13 protein-coding genes are annotated in these 17,106 nt (G+C 68.0%); 11 read left to right on the top strand and 2 right to left on the bottom strand.

Features of this window, described 5'->3' with window-relative positions:
* Positions 1 to 18: 18 nt before the first annotated feature.
* The gene (locus tag BKA25_RS00185; RefSeq protein WP_084643500.1) at positions 19 to 1,548 is read right to left on the bottom strand and encodes a CCA tRNA nucleotidyltransferase; all 1,530 of its coding nucleotides are present in this window, start codon (positions 1,546 to 1,548) and stop codon (positions 19 to 21) included.
* Positions 1,549 to 1,724: 176 nt separating this feature from the next.
* Between BKA25_RS00185 and BKA25_RS00180 the strand changes: the two genes are divergently transcribed.
* From BKA25_RS00180 to BKA25_RS00140, 9 genes are all read left to right on the top strand, one after another.
* Positions 1,725 to 2,273: an NUDIX hydrolase gene (locus BKA25_RS00180; protein WP_069854203.1), complete on the top strand. Its 549-nt coding sequence runs from the start codon at positions 1,725 to 1,727 to the stop codon at positions 2,271 to 2,273.
* On the top strand, positions 2,270 to 4,906 hold the full coding sequence (locus tag BKA25_RS00175) for a DUF6049 family protein (RefSeq protein WP_069853062.1): 2,637 nt from the start codon (positions 2,270 to 2,272) through the stop codon (positions 4,904 to 4,906). The genes BKA25_RS00180 and BKA25_RS00175 overlap by 4 nt, the downstream gene beginning before the upstream one ends.
* Positions 4,907 to 5,266: 360 nt before the next feature.
* Complete coding sequence (gene murJ / locus BKA25_RS00170; protein WP_236750429.1) at positions 5,267 to 7,093, top strand: murein biosynthesis integral membrane protein MurJ; 1,827 nt, start codon at positions 5,267 to 5,269, stop codon at positions 7,091 to 7,093.
* A 253-nt stretch (positions 7,094 to 7,346) separates the two neighbouring features.
* A complete protein-coding gene (locus tag BKA25_RS00165; RefSeq protein WP_069854204.1) occupies positions 7,347 to 8,960 on the top strand; it encodes a protein kinase family protein in 1,614 nt (537 codons plus the stop codon).
* Between the two features lie 94 nt (positions 8,961 to 9,054).
* Positions 9,055 to 9,672 carry an RNA polymerase sigma factor SigM gene (sigM, locus tag BKA25_RS00160; RefSeq protein WP_069853066.1) on the top strand — a complete coding sequence of 206 codons (618 nt, stop codon included), beginning with the start codon at positions 9,055 to 9,057 and terminating at the stop codon, positions 9,670 to 9,672.
* Positions 9,669 to 10,595, top strand: a complete 927-nt coding sequence (locus BKA25_RS00155; RefSeq protein ID WP_512699139.1) for an anti-sigma factor family protein — start codon at positions 9,669 to 9,671, stop codon at positions 10,593 to 10,595. Before sigM ends, BKA25_RS00155 begins: the two co-directional genes overlap by 4 nt.
* Before the next feature lie 221 nt (positions 10,596 to 10,816).
* Positions 10,817 to 11,800: a thioredoxin-disulfide reductase gene (trxB, locus tag BKA25_RS00150; RefSeq protein WP_069853070.1), complete on the top strand. Its 984-nt coding sequence runs from the start codon at positions 10,817 to 10,819 to the stop codon at positions 11,798 to 11,800.
* 144 nt (positions 11,801 to 11,944) lie between these two features.
* On the top strand, positions 11,945 to 12,274 hold the full coding sequence (gene trxA, locus BKA25_RS00145; protein WP_069853071.1) for a thioredoxin: 330 nt from the start codon (positions 11,945 to 11,947) through the stop codon (positions 12,272 to 12,274).
* Positions 12,275 to 12,565: 291 nt separating this feature from the next.
* Positions 12,566 to 13,720: an N-acetylmuramoyl-L-alanine amidase gene (locus tag BKA25_RS00140; protein ID WP_069853073.1), complete on the top strand. Its 1,155-nt coding sequence runs from the start codon at positions 12,566 to 12,568 to the stop codon at positions 13,718 to 13,720.
* A gap of 93 nt (positions 13,721 to 13,813) precedes the next feature.
* Here the strand turns inward: BKA25_RS00140 and BKA25_RS00135 are convergent, their stop codons facing one another.
* Positions 13,814 to 14,458 carry a GNAT family N-acetyltransferase gene (locus BKA25_RS00135; RefSeq protein WP_069853075.1) on the bottom strand — a complete coding sequence of 215 codons (645 nt, stop codon included), beginning with the start codon at positions 14,456 to 14,458 and terminating at the stop codon, positions 13,814 to 13,816.
* Between the two features lie 182 nt (positions 14,459 to 14,640).
* Between BKA25_RS00135 and BKA25_RS00130 the strand changes: the two genes are divergently transcribed.
* Together BKA25_RS00130 and BKA25_RS00125 are read left to right on the top strand one after the other, a co-directional pair.
* Positions 14,641 to 15,963: an aminotransferase-like domain-containing protein gene (locus BKA25_RS00130; RefSeq protein WP_069853077.1), complete on the top strand. Its 1,323-nt coding sequence runs from the start codon at positions 14,641 to 14,643 to the stop codon at positions 15,961 to 15,963.
* 177 nt (positions 15,964 to 16,140) lie between these two features.
* A complete protein-coding gene (locus BKA25_RS00125) occupies positions 16,141 to 17,088 on the top strand; it encodes a D-alanine--D-alanine ligase family protein (RefSeq protein ID WP_069853078.1) in 948 nt (315 codons plus the stop codon).
* The last annotated feature ends 18 nt before the right edge of the window (positions 17,089 to 17,106 follow it).

Here is a 17,106-nt window from a genome sequence, read left to right as displayed (position 1 = left end):
GCGGCCGCGCCGGGTGGTTCAGGGACGGTCCGGTACCTCGATGCCCTCCGAGGCAGCCCACCGCAGCAGCTCCGCCTCGGCCTCGTCCCGGTCCAGCGGACCCCGGTCGAGTCGAAGCTCCTTGAGATGCTTCCAGGCCCTACCAACCATCGGGCCCGGCGGCAGCCCCAGCAGTTCCATGATCGCGTTGCCGTCGAGATCCGGTCGGACCCGCTTCAGGTCCTCTTCGGCGAGCAGCCGTTCGATGCGGGCTTCCAGGTCGTCGTAGGACCGCTGCAGCGCGTTGGCCTTGCGCCGGTTGCGTGTGGTGCAGTCCGCGCGAACCAGCTTGTGCAGCCGGGACAGCAGCACCCCCGCATCGGTCACATAGCGCCGCACCGCCGAGTCGGTCCACTCGCCGGTGCCGTAACCGTGGAACCGAAGGTGCAGGTAGACCAGCTGGCAGACCTGTTCGACGACGTCCTTGGGGAAACGCAGCTCGCGAAGTCGCCTGCGCGCCATCTTCGCGCCGACCACCTCGTGGTGATGGAAGCTCACCCCGCCGCCCGACTCGAATCGCCGAGTGTCCGGCTTGCCGATGTCGTGCAGCAACGCCGCGAGCCGCAACACCAGGTCCGGGTTGTTCGGGTCGTCGCGTCGCTCCAGGTCGACCGCTTGATCGAGTACTACCAGTGAGTGCTGATAGACGTCCTTGTGCTGGTGATGCTCGTCGATCTCCAGCCGCATCGCGGGAACCTCGGGCAACACCCGGTCGGCGAGGGCCGTCTCCACGAGCAGCTCGATGCCCTTGCGGGGCTCGACCCCGCACATCAGCTTGGCGAGTTCCGCTTGGACGCGTTCCACGGTGATGCGATCGATCTCACCGGCCATCGCGGTCATCGCCTCGACCACCCTGGGCTCCGGGGTGAAGCCGAGCTGGGCGACGAACCGGGCCGCCCGCAGCATCCGCAGCGGGTCGTCGGCGAAGGACTCCTGCGGGGTGGCCGGGGTGTCCAGTCGGCCCGCAAGCAGGGCGTCGAGCCCACCGTGCGGGTCCACGAAGCCCGCCGCCGCATCGACGCCCCCATCCGGGGTGCCCGCCGCCGCCAGGTCGACCGCCATCGCGTTGACGGTGAAATCCCGTCGAATCAGATCGCTCTCGATGTCATCGCCGTAGACGACCTCGGGGTTGCGTCCGATCCGGTCGTACCGATCGGCCCGGAAGGTGGTGATCTCCACCATCACGCCCTGTCGGGACGCGCCGACGGTGCCGAACTCGATCCCGGTGTCCCAGACTGCCTCCGCCCAGCCCTTGACCAGCCGTAGCACCTGTTCGGGGCGAGCATCGGTGGTGAAGTCGAGATCGGTGCCCAACCTGCCGAGCAGAGCATCCCGCACACTGCCGCCCACCAGGTACAGCCGATGCCCCGCCGAGGCGAATCGGCCCGCGAGATCGACGGCGACCGGATTGGTCCGCAGCAGCCGTGTCACGGCTTCCCGGCGGACCGCATCCCGGTCCACGGCACGATCATCGATGCCTGCGGTACCTATCGCGGTGCCGGTGGGCATCGCTGCGTTCGCCGAGGCGTCGGGAACATGCTGGACGGACTGCTGCCGGTCTGGCCTGGATGGAGACACGGTGAGCGAGGGTATCGGTCGAGGCCTTCTGCGTGTCGGCTGATTGGGCCGTCGGGATGTGGCATCGGAACCAGACGAGCCTGGACCAGTCGGATTACCATCCAGGTATGCCCACGTCATCCGGCCGTTCTGGCGGTGCCAAGCCGCGACGCCGGAACCGGAGGAGGCGTCGGAGACTCCATACCGTGGACGAGACGTCGGCGGGTGGGCTGGTGCTCGACGCGGCGAAAGCGAACGCTGCGATCATTGGGCGGCTGGATCGACGGGGCAGACTGCTCTGGTCGCTTCCCAAGGGACATCTTGAGGCGGGGGAGACCGCGCCGCAGGCCGCTGTCCGGGAGGTAGCCGAGGAGACGGGCATCCGTGGCACGGTTCTGGCCCCGCTGGGGACGATCGACTATTGGTTCGTCGCCGAGGATCGACGCGTACACAAGACGGTGCATCACTTCGTGATCGAGGCCGTCGGCGGTGAGCTTTCCGACGAGGACGTGGAGGTCACCGAGGTGGCATGGGTGCCGCTTGGTGAGCTGGATGGACGACTGGCATACGCCGATGAGCGCAAGCTGGTCCGCAGGCTCGACCAGGTACTGACCGAACTCGATGCCGCAACCGACCAGACGCGGTCGATGCGTCAGGCAGGCACGGAGCGAGGGTGAGACAACACATCGACCGCCGAAAGGGCGGCACCCGGCTGGTGCACGCCGCACTTGCCGCCCTGGTCGCACTACCGGTGGCATTGGTGGGCTCGGTGCGCCCCGCCGAGGCACAGCCGGAGGAGCCGCTGGCCGATCTGCAGATCGACGAGATCGCCCCCCGGGTCGTCACCGTCGACGGCGACCGGATGCTGCGCATCACCGGCACGCTGACCAACACCAGCGATCGGTCCATCGAGGCCATCTCGATCCGCGCCCAGCGGGGCGATCCGCTGGAGAGCACCGGCGCGACACTGGCCTCGCTGCGCGGCGAGTCCGAGACCGATGCCGGATCATCGGAGTTCGTCCCGATCGAGTCGCCGTTGCCCGCAGGCCGGAGCACCGACTTCACCGTGGCCGTCCCGGTCGACGCCCCCGATGGACTAGGCATCGACGAGCCCGGTGTCTATCCGTTGTTGATGAACGTCAACGGGATGCCCGACTACGGCGCGCAGGCCCGCATCGCCACCGCAGATCTGCTGCTGCCCGTCGTCGGGGTACCGGATGGCGCCGAGGCCGAACCATCGACTCAGCCGCGGACCACGTTGATCTGGCCGCTGGCCGATGAACCGAAGATGGTGCGCAACGGCATCGGCGGCGAGACGATCCTGACCGATGACGAGCTGGCGGGTTCCTTGGTCGGCGGTGGTCGGTTGGCCATGCTGTTGTCGGCCATGGAGGATTCGGTGCCACCCGCATCGGAGCTCTCCAGGTCGGTCTGCTTCGCGGTCGATCCGGATCTGCTGGAGACGGTCGCGGCCATGCGCGATGGCTACCGTGTCCAATCGGCAGGCGGCGGCCTCGTCGACGGTGTGGGTTCGGCGGCGGCAGGCGTCTGGTTGATGCGGCTGCAGGATGTGGCCCAAGGCCGTTGCATGGTGGCGATGCCCTATGCGGATGCCGATGTGGTCGCGTTGTCCAGGGCAGGACGGCCCGATCTCGTCGATCTGGCGCTCGACCGTGGTGCCGCCGTCGTCGAGGAGATCGTGGGCACCCGGCCGATGGACGGCTTCGTCTGGCCGGCCGATGGAGTGCTGGACGATCAGACGCTCGACACATTGGTCGGCTCCGGGGCCGGTTCGATGTTGCTGCATCCGAGAAGCCTCCAAGGCGCGCCGCCACAACTCACCCCGACGACCCTGGCGAACGCGGAAGCCGAGACCCCGCCGGTGGCAGTCCAGATCGATCCGTTGATCAGCGACGTCCTCGCCGGATCGACCACCACCGGTTGGCGACCGCAGAGCATGACCGCCGAGGCGGGCTCGACGGTTCCGCCGGGGGTTCGCGATCCCGTGCAGGACACGTTGAGCATGGTGATGTTCCGGGCGATCGGTGACACCAGCGGCGAAGCGGCAGGCAGAGTGGTGATCGCCCCGCCGCGCCGTTGGCAGCCCGAGGCCGAGGAGCTGTCCGTCCTGCTCGGCGAGCTGGGCAGGCTCTTCGATATGGGCCTCGCCGTGCCCGTGCCGCTCTCGGAGGGCCTTACCGAGCCCGCGGGCACCAGCACGCTGAACTACCCGGCCGAGGCTGGAGCCGCAGAACTGCAGGCATCGGTGTCGCGGGAGGTCTCCCGGGCGGCGACCCTCGCGGAGGAGTTCGGCTCGGCGATGAGCTCGGATCTCTCCGTTCCACCGGAGTCCCGCACCGAACCGGTGGATCTGATGCAGCCGTTGCAGCTCGGCCTGTTGCGCGGCATGTCCAGCAGCCTGCGGGGCGACGAGAGCGCAGCCATGCGGGTGGTCGATCGGGCTGTCGACGAATTGACGGCTCTGCGCAGACAGGTGCAGGTCAACGACCCCGGCATCCCGCTCTCCTTGGCCGCCTCGGACAGTCCGCTGCCGCTGTCGGTGACCAACGACCTGCCGGTGGACATCCGGGTCCAGGTGACCTTGGAGAACTCGCCCGGTCTTCGGGCGGCGAGCGTGCAGGAGTTCGCCGTTCCCGCCCACAACTCGCGGGCCATCCGGGTGCCGGCCGAGGTGAGTCGCTCCGGCCAGTTCACCACCGATGTCGCGCTGCGCACCCCGGACGGCGCCGGTCTCGGCAGCCCGGTGCGTTTCGTGGTCATGTCCAGCGCCTACGGCACCCTGACACTCATCCTCACCATCGTCGCGGGCGCGACGCTGATCCTGTTGGTCACCTATCGACTGGTTCGGCGGATCCGCGCGGGCAGGCCGGGCGAGGGTGACGGTCCCAATCCCAACGATCGCGTGCCCACCGACCCCGAGGACGGCGGCAACGCGGCGGATCCCGGTACGGAGGGCACCGCAGCCGATACGGACACACCCGAGTCGGGACCCACCGAGATCTCGCCGGACGAACCCGAGCCCGCCGCTTCACCGCAGGCGGACGATCCCGATGTCGGTCCGAGGGACGCCGAATCGACGGCGGCCGAACCCGACCCCGAGGACAAGGCGGGTCCAGCCGAGGCAGACGACGGCGAGGGTTCGGAGCGGCACGGTTCGGAGCGGCACGGTTCGGAGCGGCACGGTTCGGAGCGGCACGGTTCGGAGCGGCAGGGTGGCGAGCGAGCCGAGGCGAGCGCGGGTCTCACGACCGGCCGTGGGTCGACGAGCAGTGAGAAGTCCGGTGACTGACCGCACCGCCGGATTGGTCCGTCCGACCGGCTGCCGAGAGCATGGTGGCCGGGCCGCTCGCGCCAAGGGGCCGCTATCCCGGCGGCTCGACGAGGAGACGTTGTGAGCACGGACGACGCGGAGCACCCTCGCTTCGGCGAGCATCCCACCCGGCCGCAGGGTTCCCCGGGTCCACCGGCCCGGCCGCCCTTCCCACCGCCTCCGCACCAGCAGCGCCCGCCGGCCCCGCCGCGACATCGCCATCCTCAGCCACCACCTGATCGCCCGTCGCAGCCTCGGCCGCGACCCGACCACGATTCGGAGCCGAACTTGCGGCCGGAGCAGGGGCGCCCGGCGCCCGGATATCCACAACCGCCCGCGATGGGTCATGCGCAGGCTCCCGGTGCGGGGCCCAACGTTCGTCGGGATCGTCCGGCACCCCCGCGCCGCGATCCCGGTGCGGCCAGAGGACCCGATCTCGACCGCACCAGGGCCATCCCGATGCTCGACCCGGTCGACCCGGAGCAGACGACCCAGATGTCGCCGGTGCCGTCGGTGCCCGACGAGGATGCCGAGACCACCGCGCAGCAGGCGGCGGTGGAGAGCAAGCCTGCGGGCAAGTCCCTGCTCAAGGCCAGCGGGATGATGGCCATCGCCACCTTGATCAGCCGCATCACCGGCTTCCTGTGGAAGGCGATGCTGGTCTGGGTCGTCGGGCTCGGCCTGATCAACGACTCCTTCACCGTGGCCAACAACCTGCCGACCATCATCACCGAATTGCTGCTCGGCGGGGTGCTGACCAGCATCGTCGTGCCGGTCCTGGTCCGCGCGCAGAAGGAGGACTCCGACGGCGGTCTGGCCTATACCCAGCGGTTGGTGACCCTGGCGACGGTCATCCTGGGCGTCGGCACCCTGCTCTCGATCATCGCGGCACCGCTGTTGACGGCGGTGTACGTGAGCGGCGGCGACGGTCAGGCCAACCGGGCGTTGGTCACCGCGTTCGCCTATCTGCTCCTACCGCAGATCCTCTTCTACGGCCTGAGCGCCCTGCTGATGGCGATCCTGCAGTCCAAGCAGGTGTTCGGTCCGCCGGCCTGGGCGCCGGTGGTGAACAACCTCGTCATCATCGGCACGATCCTGGTCTATTGGATGATCCCCGGCGAGATCGTCGTCGACCCGGTTCGGATGACCGATGCGCATCTATTGACCCTCGGCCTCGGGGTGACACTCGGCGTGGTGGCACAGGCAGCCATCCTCATCCCGGCGCTCCGTCGCAGTGGCTTCCGGCCTGCCTGGCGCTGGGGCTGGGACAAACGGCTCAGCGAGTTCGGCGGCCTGGCCGCCTGGGTGATCGGCTACGCGCTGGTCGGAATGCTCGGCGTCATCGCCCTGACCAGGGTGGCTACCGCTTTCCCCGGCAGCCTGGCCATCTATCAGAACGCCTGGTTGTTGTTGCAGCTGCCATACGGCGTGATCGGCTTCTCGATCATGACGGCCGTGCTGCCCAGGATGAGCCGGGCCGCCGCCGACGAGGACTACGATCGTCTCAAGGCCGACCTCTCCCTGGGCGCCCGGCTCTGCACCCTGATCCTGCTCCCGCTGAGTGTGCTCATGACGGTGTTCGGCACCCAGATCGGTGTCGCGCTGTTCTCGCTCGGCGAGGGCGCGGGCGGCGCGACTCGACTCGGTCAGGCATTGGTCGTGTCGTCCTTCGGCCTGCTGCCCTATGCGATCACCATGTTGCAGCTTCGGGTGTTCTACGCGATGAAGGACTCCAGGACTCCGACGCTGATCCTGGCCATCATGACGGCCGTCAAGGTGCCGCTGCTGTACCTGTGCCCGGTGTTGCTCGACGACGATCAGGTCGTACTCGGTATCACCTTCGTCAACTCCTTCACCTTCGTCGTCGGCTGGATCGTCGGCGAGGTGTGGTTGCGTCATCGCATCGGCAAGCTCGGCAACAAGGCGCTGATGGTCACCATCGGCAAGGCCGCGATGGCCTCGATCTGGGGCGGCGGGCTGGCCCTGCTCGCCGCGCAGGGCATCAGCATGGTGATGCCGCAGGCCGACGGCGCGGGCACGGCGTGGGTTCAGCTCATCGCGGGCTCCGCGCTCCTAGCCGTCGTCACTCTCGGTTTCATGCTGTTGCTCAAGGTCCGGGAACTCGATCCGGTGCTCGGTAGGGTCAAACGCATGATCAGGCGGTAACGATTGGCCCACCTCACACGTATATGGAAATGGGAAGCAACCTCGCACCCCCTGCAGTACGTCCCCTGAAGGTGTTGGAACCGCCCTTCGCCACATGGGTGCACTCCGAACATGACGTGCTGGTGGCAACTCGACGACAGCCGACTTCCCGTACTCTCGACCACGAGTCTCTCCACGGCATGCCATTCGAGACCACGGCATGCCCATTGAGGCCTCCGCTGTCCGGGGAGTGGGTGGACCAGGAGAAATGACCGTGAGCGGCAAGCCGACGGAGTACATCGCACCGAACCGAAAGGACACCGGTCCGGGCGTTGAGGATGCTGGGCTGGCGCCGGGCACCGTGCTCGGTGACGGCCGCTACCGGCTTATCGGAAACGTGGGCCACGACGTCCGAGGTAACGCCCAGCTGTGGCGGGCCAAGGACTCCGCGCTGGGCCGAGACGTCGCCCTGACCATCCTGGTCGGCGACCGTTCCGACACCCAGGTGACGGCCAAGGCCCGTCGAGCCCTCGAACGCGCCATGCACGCGGCGAGCTTCCACTGCGTCGGCGCCGCCAGGGTGCTCGACGTGATCAGCGCGAACCAGGGGCTGGCGGACTCGGATCGGGTGCTCGGCATCGTGGTGGCCGAATGGACTCACGGCACCGACCTGGCCGAGCTGGTCAAGGACTCGCCGGTGCCGCCTGCCACGGCGGCGCGGCTGCTGCAGGCACTCGCCGTTGCGGTGGAGACCGCACACCATGTCGGCTTGGTGCTCGGCATCGATCACCCACAGCGAATCCGGGTCAGCGCCGACGGCGAACTGCGGTTCGCCTTCCCTGGCGTGCGGCCCGAGGCCAGCGCCACCGACGACGTCCGTGGACTCGGCGCGGTGCTGTTCTACCTGCTCACCGGCCGTTGGCCGTTGCCGGACGCCCCCGATGGGGTGCAGACCGTTCAGATGCCGCACGACGGCCAGCCGATCACGCCTCGGTCCCTGCGGCCGGCGGTGCCGTTGGAGCTGTCGAACGCGGCGGTCAAGGCGTTGGCCGGACCGGACAGCACCATCAACACCGGCGGCATTCGCACTGCCGCAGCGATGATCCCGGTGCTCGAGCGCGCTGCGGCGTCCGAGAATTCGGGCACCCTGATGCATCAGTCGCCGATCGGCAATCCCGCGCCCGAGAACGAGATCTGGCGGGACCGCGACCCGGAGCCCGACACCGCCACCAAGCGCAAGCTCAGTGTCGGAATGGCGATCCTGAGTGTCGCGACCCTGTTGATCGTCGGGTGGCTCGGTTTCCAGGTGGCCCAGATGTTCACCAGCAACAGTAGCGCCGAGGGCCAGTTCGAGATCGTCGAGGACGGGCTGGACGATGGCGAGGACGGCAACGCCGAGGAAGACGTCGAGGAGACAGGCCCGCCGGTCGCGGCTGGTCCGATCGGTCCCAGCGGCGTAGCGGAGTGGCAGCCGCCGGGGAAGGATCTCGATGATGCGGCGCGCGCCGGTCAGGCGATCGATGGCGACCCGGCCACCGCTTGGACGACCTCGGCGTACTTCGACTCCTTCGACAGTGATCGAGCGCTCAAGGAGGGCGTCGGTTTGATGGTCTCCTTCTCCGAGGCGTCCCGGCTGGCGGAGGTCACGGTGAACTCGCCGAGCGCGGGCGGCGTAATCGAGATTCGCAGCTCACCGACCGCCAACCCTGGCGGGCTCGACGAGACCACACTGATCGACACGATGAACCTCACCAACGGGGACACCACCGTGAACTTCGACGAGGTGGCCGAGACCGAACACGTGCTGCTCTGGGTCACCGGGATCGTTCCGGTGCCGGGCGGCTATCAGACCCGGATCTCCGAGGTGACCTTCCAAGAGGCCGAGTAAGCACTACGACATCGCCGAGCAGGGCGGCGTTCACTGGAATTTAACGGACCGTGTACTGGTCGAGTCCGAATGTGACTGCCGCTATCCTCGGCGTGTGACAGCCCCAGCAAGTTCGGACGCCGACCTGATAGCGGCTCACGCAAGCGGGGATCCATACGCATTCACCGAGCTGGTTCGGCGCCACCGCGACCGATTGTGGGCGGTGGCGCTGCGCACGATGCGAGACCCGGAGGAAGCGGCCGACGCCCTTCAGGACGCCTTGATCTCGGCGTTCCGGGCGGCCGCGTCGTTCCGAGCCGAGTCCAAGGTGACCACGTGGTTACACCGCATCGTGGTGAATGCGTGCCTGGACCGCATCAGACGAAAACAAAGCAGACCGGTGGTCCCGTTGCCGGAGACCGGGCCCAATGAGCCCGCCAGCACCCGGGACGCCATGGCCGAGCAGGAGACCAGGCTCGCGGTGAACGATGCCCTCGCCGAACTACCCGCGGAGCAACGTTCCGCGATCGTGTTGGTCGACGTGGAGGGTTACTCCGTGGCGGAGACCGCACAGATCCTGCAGATAGCCGAGGGGACAGTGAAGAGTCGCTGTGCCCGTGGGCGAACCCGCTTGGCGAAACTTCTCGGGCACCTGAGGAACCCCGATGCAGTTGCGAACGTCCCATCTGACGACATCGCTCGCCAGCAGCGACGCACTCGGGAGGGACGATGACCGGCAGTGAGTGGGAAGGGCGTGGGCTCGACCCCACCAGCGGGTCACGGCCCGACTCGGAAGACGGGGCCGCGTGGTCTCTCGACCTCTTGGCGGATCTCCACGCCGGGGCTCTCGATGATGAGACAGCAGCCCGACTGAAACCTAGAACGGAGTCCGACTCCGAAGCAAAAGCACTGTTCGCAGCGTTGGACGCCACTCAGGCGCAGCTGCGTGACCTTCCTCCGGTGCCACCGATGCCCGAGATCTTCGCGGAACGGTTGGACGCCGCGTTGGCTCGTGAGGCACAGGCCATGTTCAGCCCGGCCCGAGCCACCCCGGCGACCGTCACCGAGTTGCCGCCCGCAGCGCCCGCCGAGCACGGTCCGAATCAGCATCCGGTCCACGAGGCACCGGATCAGGGCCCGCCCGCGCCGGTGACGAATCTGGATGTGGCCCGCAAGCGGCGCAGGCGGATGGCCGGTTGGGGAGCGGGTCTGCTCGTGGCGGCGGCGGCCGTGGTCAGCGTCGTGGCGGTGAATCTGCCCTCCAACAGCGAGCCGGGGATCCCGCACGCCGGTGGGAGCCCGACGCAGGACGACAGCGCCACCCCACCGGGTTCCGAGACCGGCTCCGGCCAGCCGCCCCTGATGCTCGACGGCCAGGACGATCTGAACGCCCTCGGAGTGTCCGATCTCTCCGGTGTCCTGGAATCCGAGGAGTTCGGGGCGCTGGGCGACGAACAGGCGCTGCTGAGCTGCCTGGAGGCAGGCGGCGTCGCCGATGCGAACGTTCTCGGCTCCCGCGAAGCCGAACTGGCAGGCCAGCCGGGCCTGATGGTGATCCTCAGCGAGGGCTTCAACCAGTTCCGCGTCATCGTGGTCCCCGCGACCTGTGGTCCGGGTGAATCCGAGTTCCTTGGGGACACCACCATCGGCGGATGACCTCGGGTGGGTTCGTCGCGAACACCGGTCGTCGAACCCGACGACCACGGACGAACCCACCTGACGTGCTCGCGCCGGGAACAGCCGCGCATAGGATCGCGTTGCACCCCATGTCGGACCCTGGTAGCTCGTAACTCGTAGCGAAGAGGACCGGCGACGGGCGAGGACGGGATCGCCCGGAGCGAGAACGGTGCATACGCGAGTCGGCGGAGGCGGCGAAGTTGTCCGACGTGAGGAATTTGATCATCATCGGCTCGGGACCTGCGGGTTACACGGCCGCGGTCTACGCGGCCCGTGCCCAGCTTGAGCCGCTCATCTTCGAGGGAACCCAGTTCGGCGGGGCCCTGATGACCACCACCGAGGTGGAGAACTATCCGGGCTTCCGCAACGGCATCATGGGGCCGGAGCTGATGGAGCAGATGCGTGCCCAGGCGGAGCGGTTCGGGGCGGAGCTACGTCCTGCCGACGTCGAGTCCGTGTCGCTCGCCGGTCCCGTGAAGAAGGTCGTCGTCGATGGCACCGAGTACCGCGCCACGGCCGTCATCCTCGCGATGGGCGCCGCCGCGCGCTACGTGGGCGTGCCGGGCGAGGAACGGCTGCTCGGCCGTGGGGTGTCCTCCTGCGCGACCTGTGACGGGTTCTTCTTCCGGGACCAGGACATCGCGGTCGTCGGCGGTGGTGACTCGGCGATGGAGGAGGCGACCTTCCTCACCCGCTTCGCCCGGTCGGTGACGATCGTGCACCGCCGCGACGAGTTCCGGGCGTCGCGCATCATGCTCGAACGGGCGCGGGCCAACGAGAAGATCAAGTGGCGGACCAACGCCGAGGTCGTCGAGGCGCTGGGGGAGAGCTCGGTCAGCGGTCTTCGGCTGCGCGACACCGTCACCGGCGAGGAGTCCGTGCTCGACGTCACCGCCATGTTCGTCGCCATCGGCCACGACCCGCGCAGCGAGCTGGTCAAGGGCCAGGTCGAGCTGGACGACGAGGGCTATGTGCGCGTTGCCGAGCGCGGCACGGCGACCAACCTGACGGGTGTCTTCGCTGCGGGCGACCTGGTGGACCACACCTACCGGCAGGCCATCACCGCCGCAGGCTCCGGCTGTTCGGCGGCGATCGACGCCGAGCGGTGGCTCGCCGACCATGAGACCACCTCGGAGTCCGTCGGCGGTGGCTACGGCCTCGGCGACCCGGTCCCCTCGGTCTGACACCGGGGAGTTTTCACAGCGGCGAGCGCGCGGCGGTTCATCGTCGCGATCGGACGGGCCGATCTCGCGCTCACCGCACACCGACTCTCGCCCCGCTACAAGCGCCAGCACAACCGGCGACCAGCCACAACGCAAGGAGAGACCATGGCAGGCACAACAGTCACCGTCACGGAGAAGAACTTCCAGTCGGAGGTGTTGGACAGCAGCAAGCCGGTGCTCGTCGACTTCTGGGCGACCTGGTGTGGCCCGTGCAAGATGGTCGCTCCGGTGTTGGAGGAGATCGCCGCGGAGCAGGCGGACAAGCTGACGATCGCCAAGCTGGACATCGACGCCAACCAGTCCGTCCAGCGTGACTACCAGGTGATGTCGATCCCGACGCTGATCCTGTTCAAGGACGGCCAGCCGGTCAGCCAGATCGTCGGAGCCAAGCCGAAGGCCGCACTGATGAGTGAGCTGTCCAAGCACCTGGACTGACCGATCAGGCGTGCGGGCAGCCGCAGCGGACCCTGTCGGGTCTGGCATCGGGGGAAGTCCTCGGCCGGGAATCGACAGGGTCTCGCGGCCCCCACGACGAAGCTCCGTCAGCGGCGGACAACCTTTCACCCAAATGAGTGGCTAAACCACCATTTGGGCGTTCAAAAGACCACTACCAGTGAGGATGCCTCGGCGCGCAGCCCGAAGTGTCGGCATGTCATCAGCAGGGCACAATAGGTTGTCTGCTTCCCCTCGCGCCGTACATCGGCGCTCTAGTCAAGCGAGGAGTACATGCAACTGCTCCACCGCGGTGACTTCGGTCCGGCTGTTGCCGAGATCAAGGCCATTCTCACATCGCAGGGTCTGCTCCCACCGCCGAACGGAAATCTCGGCGACGAGAAGGAACAGGTCTTCGACGGGCTCGTCGAGCACGCAGTTCGAGCCTTCCAGCAACAGCGTGGGCTGATCACCGACGGGGTGGTGGGGTCTGCCACCTATCGGGCGTTGCGTGACGCCCGGTGGAGCCTCGGCGATCGCCCGCTGGCCTATCAGATCAGTCAGACGATCACCGGAGACGACGTCTTCGCCCTCCAGGAACGCCTGTTGGAACTCGGTTACGACGCTGGAAGACCGAACAAGGTCTTCGGCGCGCAGACCGAGCACGCGTTGAAGAGCTTCCAGCGTGACTACGGGCTCACCGCCGACGGCGTGTGCGGCCCGGAGACGCTGCGAGCCCTGCGCCAGCTCATGCCCAAGGTCCGAGGCGGCAGGCCCGTGTTCCTCCGGGAGCAGGAACGGGTACGCACCTCGGGGCCGAAGCTGCGCGGCAAGCGCATCGTGCTCGATCCGGGTCATGGCGGTGCGGATCGCGGCGCCGTGGTGGAGGACGCCGCGGAGGCCGACCTCGCCTGGGATCTGGCGCGCAGGTTGGAAGGCCGCATGGTCGCCACCGGCATGGAGGCCATCCTGGTTCGTGGCCAGGACACCTGCCCGCCGGAGGCCGATCGCGCCGCGTTCGCCAACGACGCGGGCGCCGACCTCTTCCTCTCGCTGCACACGGACACGAACCCGTCTCCAGCTGCGCAGGGCATCGCCTCGTACCACTTCGGCACCGGCAACGGCACCACCTCCACCGTCGGGGAGGCGCTCGCGGGCTACATCCAGCGCGAGGTCGTCGCCAAGACCGGCATGGTGGACTGCGGGGCACATCCCAAGACCTGGGAGGTGCTGCGGCTCACCCGGATGCCCGCCGTGCACATCGAGGTCGGTTACCTGACCAATCCCGGTGACCGGCGCAGGCTGATGGACCCCACGTTCCGCGACATCCTCGCCGAACGGATCCTGGTCGCGGTCAAGCGGCTCTACCTGCTCGGCGAGAACGACCAGCCCACCGGCACCTTCACGTTCGACGACCTGCTCCGTCACGAGCTGGCCAAGATCGACTAGACGACGCAGTCCCCCTCGATACTCGAACAGCCCGGGCCGACCGGAGACTGTTGGAGTATCGAGGGGGACTGTGTCAGCTCGGGTACCGTCCGCTCAGCGGGTGGGTGCACCCACCGAACCACGGGAAACCGGGTCGGTGGAGACCGTCATCGGTTCCAGGAGTCGCTCCAGCGCGGCCTCCACGTCTTCCTTCCAGGTGAAGGCCGAACGCAGCTCCAGCCGCAGTCGCGGCCACCGAGGATGCGGGCGCACCGTCTTGAAGCCCACCTGACGCAGGAACTCCGCCGGGATCACGCAGTTGCCCTCGGACTCACCCTCGGCGTATCCGAAGGCCTCCACGGCCTTCACACCGCGACGAGTGAGGTCTTTGGCCACCGACTGCACCAACAGGCGTCCCAGGCCCGTGTCGGCGAACTCGGGCATCACTTTGAGGGTCGTCAGCAGCACTGCGTCCGCGCTGACCGGCGAGGTGGGGAAGGTTCCCGACCTGGGGACCGCCGAGGGCGGGGCATAGAGCGCGTATCCGGCGGGTACTCCGGCAACCCGAACCAACCGACCGCATGAACCCCACTCCAACAGCACACTCGAGATCCAGGCCTCCTTCTCGAACTCGGTCTGGCCGAATTCCTCCGCCTGTTCCCTGATGTGTGGCGCCAGCTCCCAGAACACACAGCGCCGACACTGCTTCGGCAGCTCATGCAGGTTGTCCAGCGTGATGCCGACCACGCTTCTCGACACCTGACCTCCTTAAGCCCAGTCTTGGGCGCAGCCGGTGGAGGCCGCATCTACCAGTACAGGGTAACGGTGGACCTTCGCCGCCGAAGTTACACTGAGGAGTCGGACGCGCCCCTCACCCGGCCGAACACACTCGATCGATCGGAACTCGCCGGGACGCGACGAGACACAGTTCGGAGTGCCGCATGACCAGCCAGGAGTCGCAGCCACCGCAGCAGAACCGAGGCCGGAGCCTCGATGCGCACCTGAACCGCTACGCAGCGCGGACGGCGGGCATGACGGCATCCGAGATTCGTGCGCTCTTCGCGGTGGCGAGCAGGCCCGAGGTCGTCTCCCTGGCGGGCGGCATGCCGAACCTCTCCGCGCTGCCGATGGACTCGCTGGCCACCGAGGTCGCCCGACTGGTCGCCGAGGACGGCCAGGTCGCCTTCCAGTACGGCTCGGCACAGGGCGTTCCGGAGCTGCGCGAACAGATCACCGAGGTCATGGCGCTGGAGGGTATCCGCGCGCATCCCGACGACGTCGTGGTGACCGTCGGCTCCCAGATGGCATTGGACACCGTTACCCGGATCTTCTGCGATCCCGGCGACGTGGTGCTGGCCGAGGCGCCGTCCTACGTCGGAGCGTTGGGCAGCTTCTCCGCCTACCAGGCCGAGGTCGTGCACGTCGCGATGGACGACGACGGATTGATTCCGGACGCACTGCGGGCTGCCCTCGAAGCAGTCCATTCCGCGGGCAAGCGGGTCAAGTTCCTCTACACGATCCCCAATTTCCACAATCCCGCAGGCGTCACCATGGCGGTCGAGCGCCGCGCCGAGGTGTTGGAGATCTGCGCCCGGCACAACGTGCTGGTCCTGGAGGACAACCCGTACGGCCTGCTGGGCTTCGACGACCAGACCTACCCGGCGCTGCGGTCGATGGACGAGGAGAACGTCGTCTACCTCGGCTCCTTCTCCAAGACCTTCGCGCCCGGCCTGCGGGTGGGCTGGGCGTTGGCTCCGCACGCGGTGCGCGAGAAGCTCGTGCTGGCCTCGGAGTCGGCGACGCTGTGCCCACCCACCTTCAACCAGCTGTTGGTCTCCCGATACCTGGCAACACACGACTGGCAGGGCCAGGTCAAGACCTATCGGGAGGTCTACAGCGAGCGGCGCGATGCGATGCTCAGTGCCTTGGAGCAGTACATGCCGCCCGGTTGCACGTGGACGAAGCCCGATGGCGGGTTCTACGTCTGGCTGACCGTCCCGGAGGGCGTCGACACCAAGGCGATGCTGCCTCGGGCGGTGACCCAGCGGGTGGCCTATGTGTCCGGCACCGCCTTCCACGGGGACGGGTTCGGCAGCAGGCAGATGCGGTTGTCCTTCTGCTATCCGACGCCGGAGCGCATCCACGAGGGGGTGCGCAGGCTGGGCACCGTCCTGCGGGACGAACTGGAGTTGCTCGCCACCTTCGGCAATGTCGCGCAGCGTCCGCAGCTCGGCTCCGAGTCGCCTAGCCCCGACACGGCCTGATTCCGGCGGCTTTCGCTGTATTCGCTCACCGGCTCTCGGCCGGTCTGCGCGCGCCCGGATGATGTTTTGGGAGGATCCCCTCGCCGCGACCGGCTTGGCGCCCGTCGATTAGGTCGCCGCGCCGTCGCCACGCGATGGGAACCGTGCCCGACCCGAACAACACCTCGAGGAGTCGCAGTGTCAGATCGTTGGGTGGCCGTGCTGTCGGGAGGGCTCTCGCACGAGCGGGACGTCTCCTTGCGGTCGGGCCGCAGGCTGTCCGCCGCGTTGCGCTCGGTCGGCGTGACCGTGGACGAGTGGGACGCCGATTCGACGCTGTTGTCCAGATTGGGCAGCGATCGACCCGACGCCGTGGTCGTCGCACTGCATGGCGGCGAGGGCGAGAACGGCGCGGTGCAATCCGTGTTGGAGATGCGCAATGTGCCGTTCGTCGGCACGGACTCACGATCGTGCAGGCGGGCCTGGGACAAGCCGTCGGCGAAGGCGGAGGTGGCGGGGGCGGGTCTCACCACCCCGGACTGGGTCGTGCTGCCGCACAGCACCTTCCGCACCCTCGGCGCGCAGGCGGTGTTGGACGCTCTCGTCGAACAGCTCGGACTACCCCTGATGCTCAAGCCGGATCAGGGCGGCTCCGCGTTGGGGGCGCGAGTGGTTCGCACCGCCGAGGAACTGCCCGCCGCGATGGTGGGAGTACTGGCCTACGGCGATGCCGTGCTGATCGAACGATTCGTCGAAGGAGTGGAGGTCGCCGTCGGCGTGATCGACACGGCCGACGGTCCGGTCGCGTTGCCCGCCGTGGAGATCGATCCGACGGGCGGGGTCTACGACTATGCGGCGCGATACACCGCGGGCCTGACGAACTTCCACACGCCGGCCCGGCTCTCGGAGCGAGACGCGGAGCACGTGGGGGAGTTGGCGGTCGCGGCGCATCGGCTGCTCGGTCTTCGCGATGTCTCGCGGACCGATGCCGTCGTCGACGCGGACGGCCAGGTGCATTTCCTTGAGGTGAATGTGTCCCCGGGTCTGACCGAGACGTCGCTGCTGCCGATGGCGATCGAGGCGGCGGACCAGTCGTTCGGAATGGTCTTCGCCGACCTGATCGAGCGCGCCATCGATCGAGCTTGATCATCTCGGCTCGCCGGC

This window comes from Actinoalloteichus hymeniacidonis (genome assembly GCF_014203365.1).
GTDB classification, from domain to species: Bacteria; Actinomycetota; Actinomycetes; order Mycobacteriales; family Pseudonocardiaceae; genus Actinoalloteichus_A; species Actinoalloteichus_A hymeniacidonis.
This window is presented reverse-complemented; position numbering and strand designations above follow the sequence as displayed.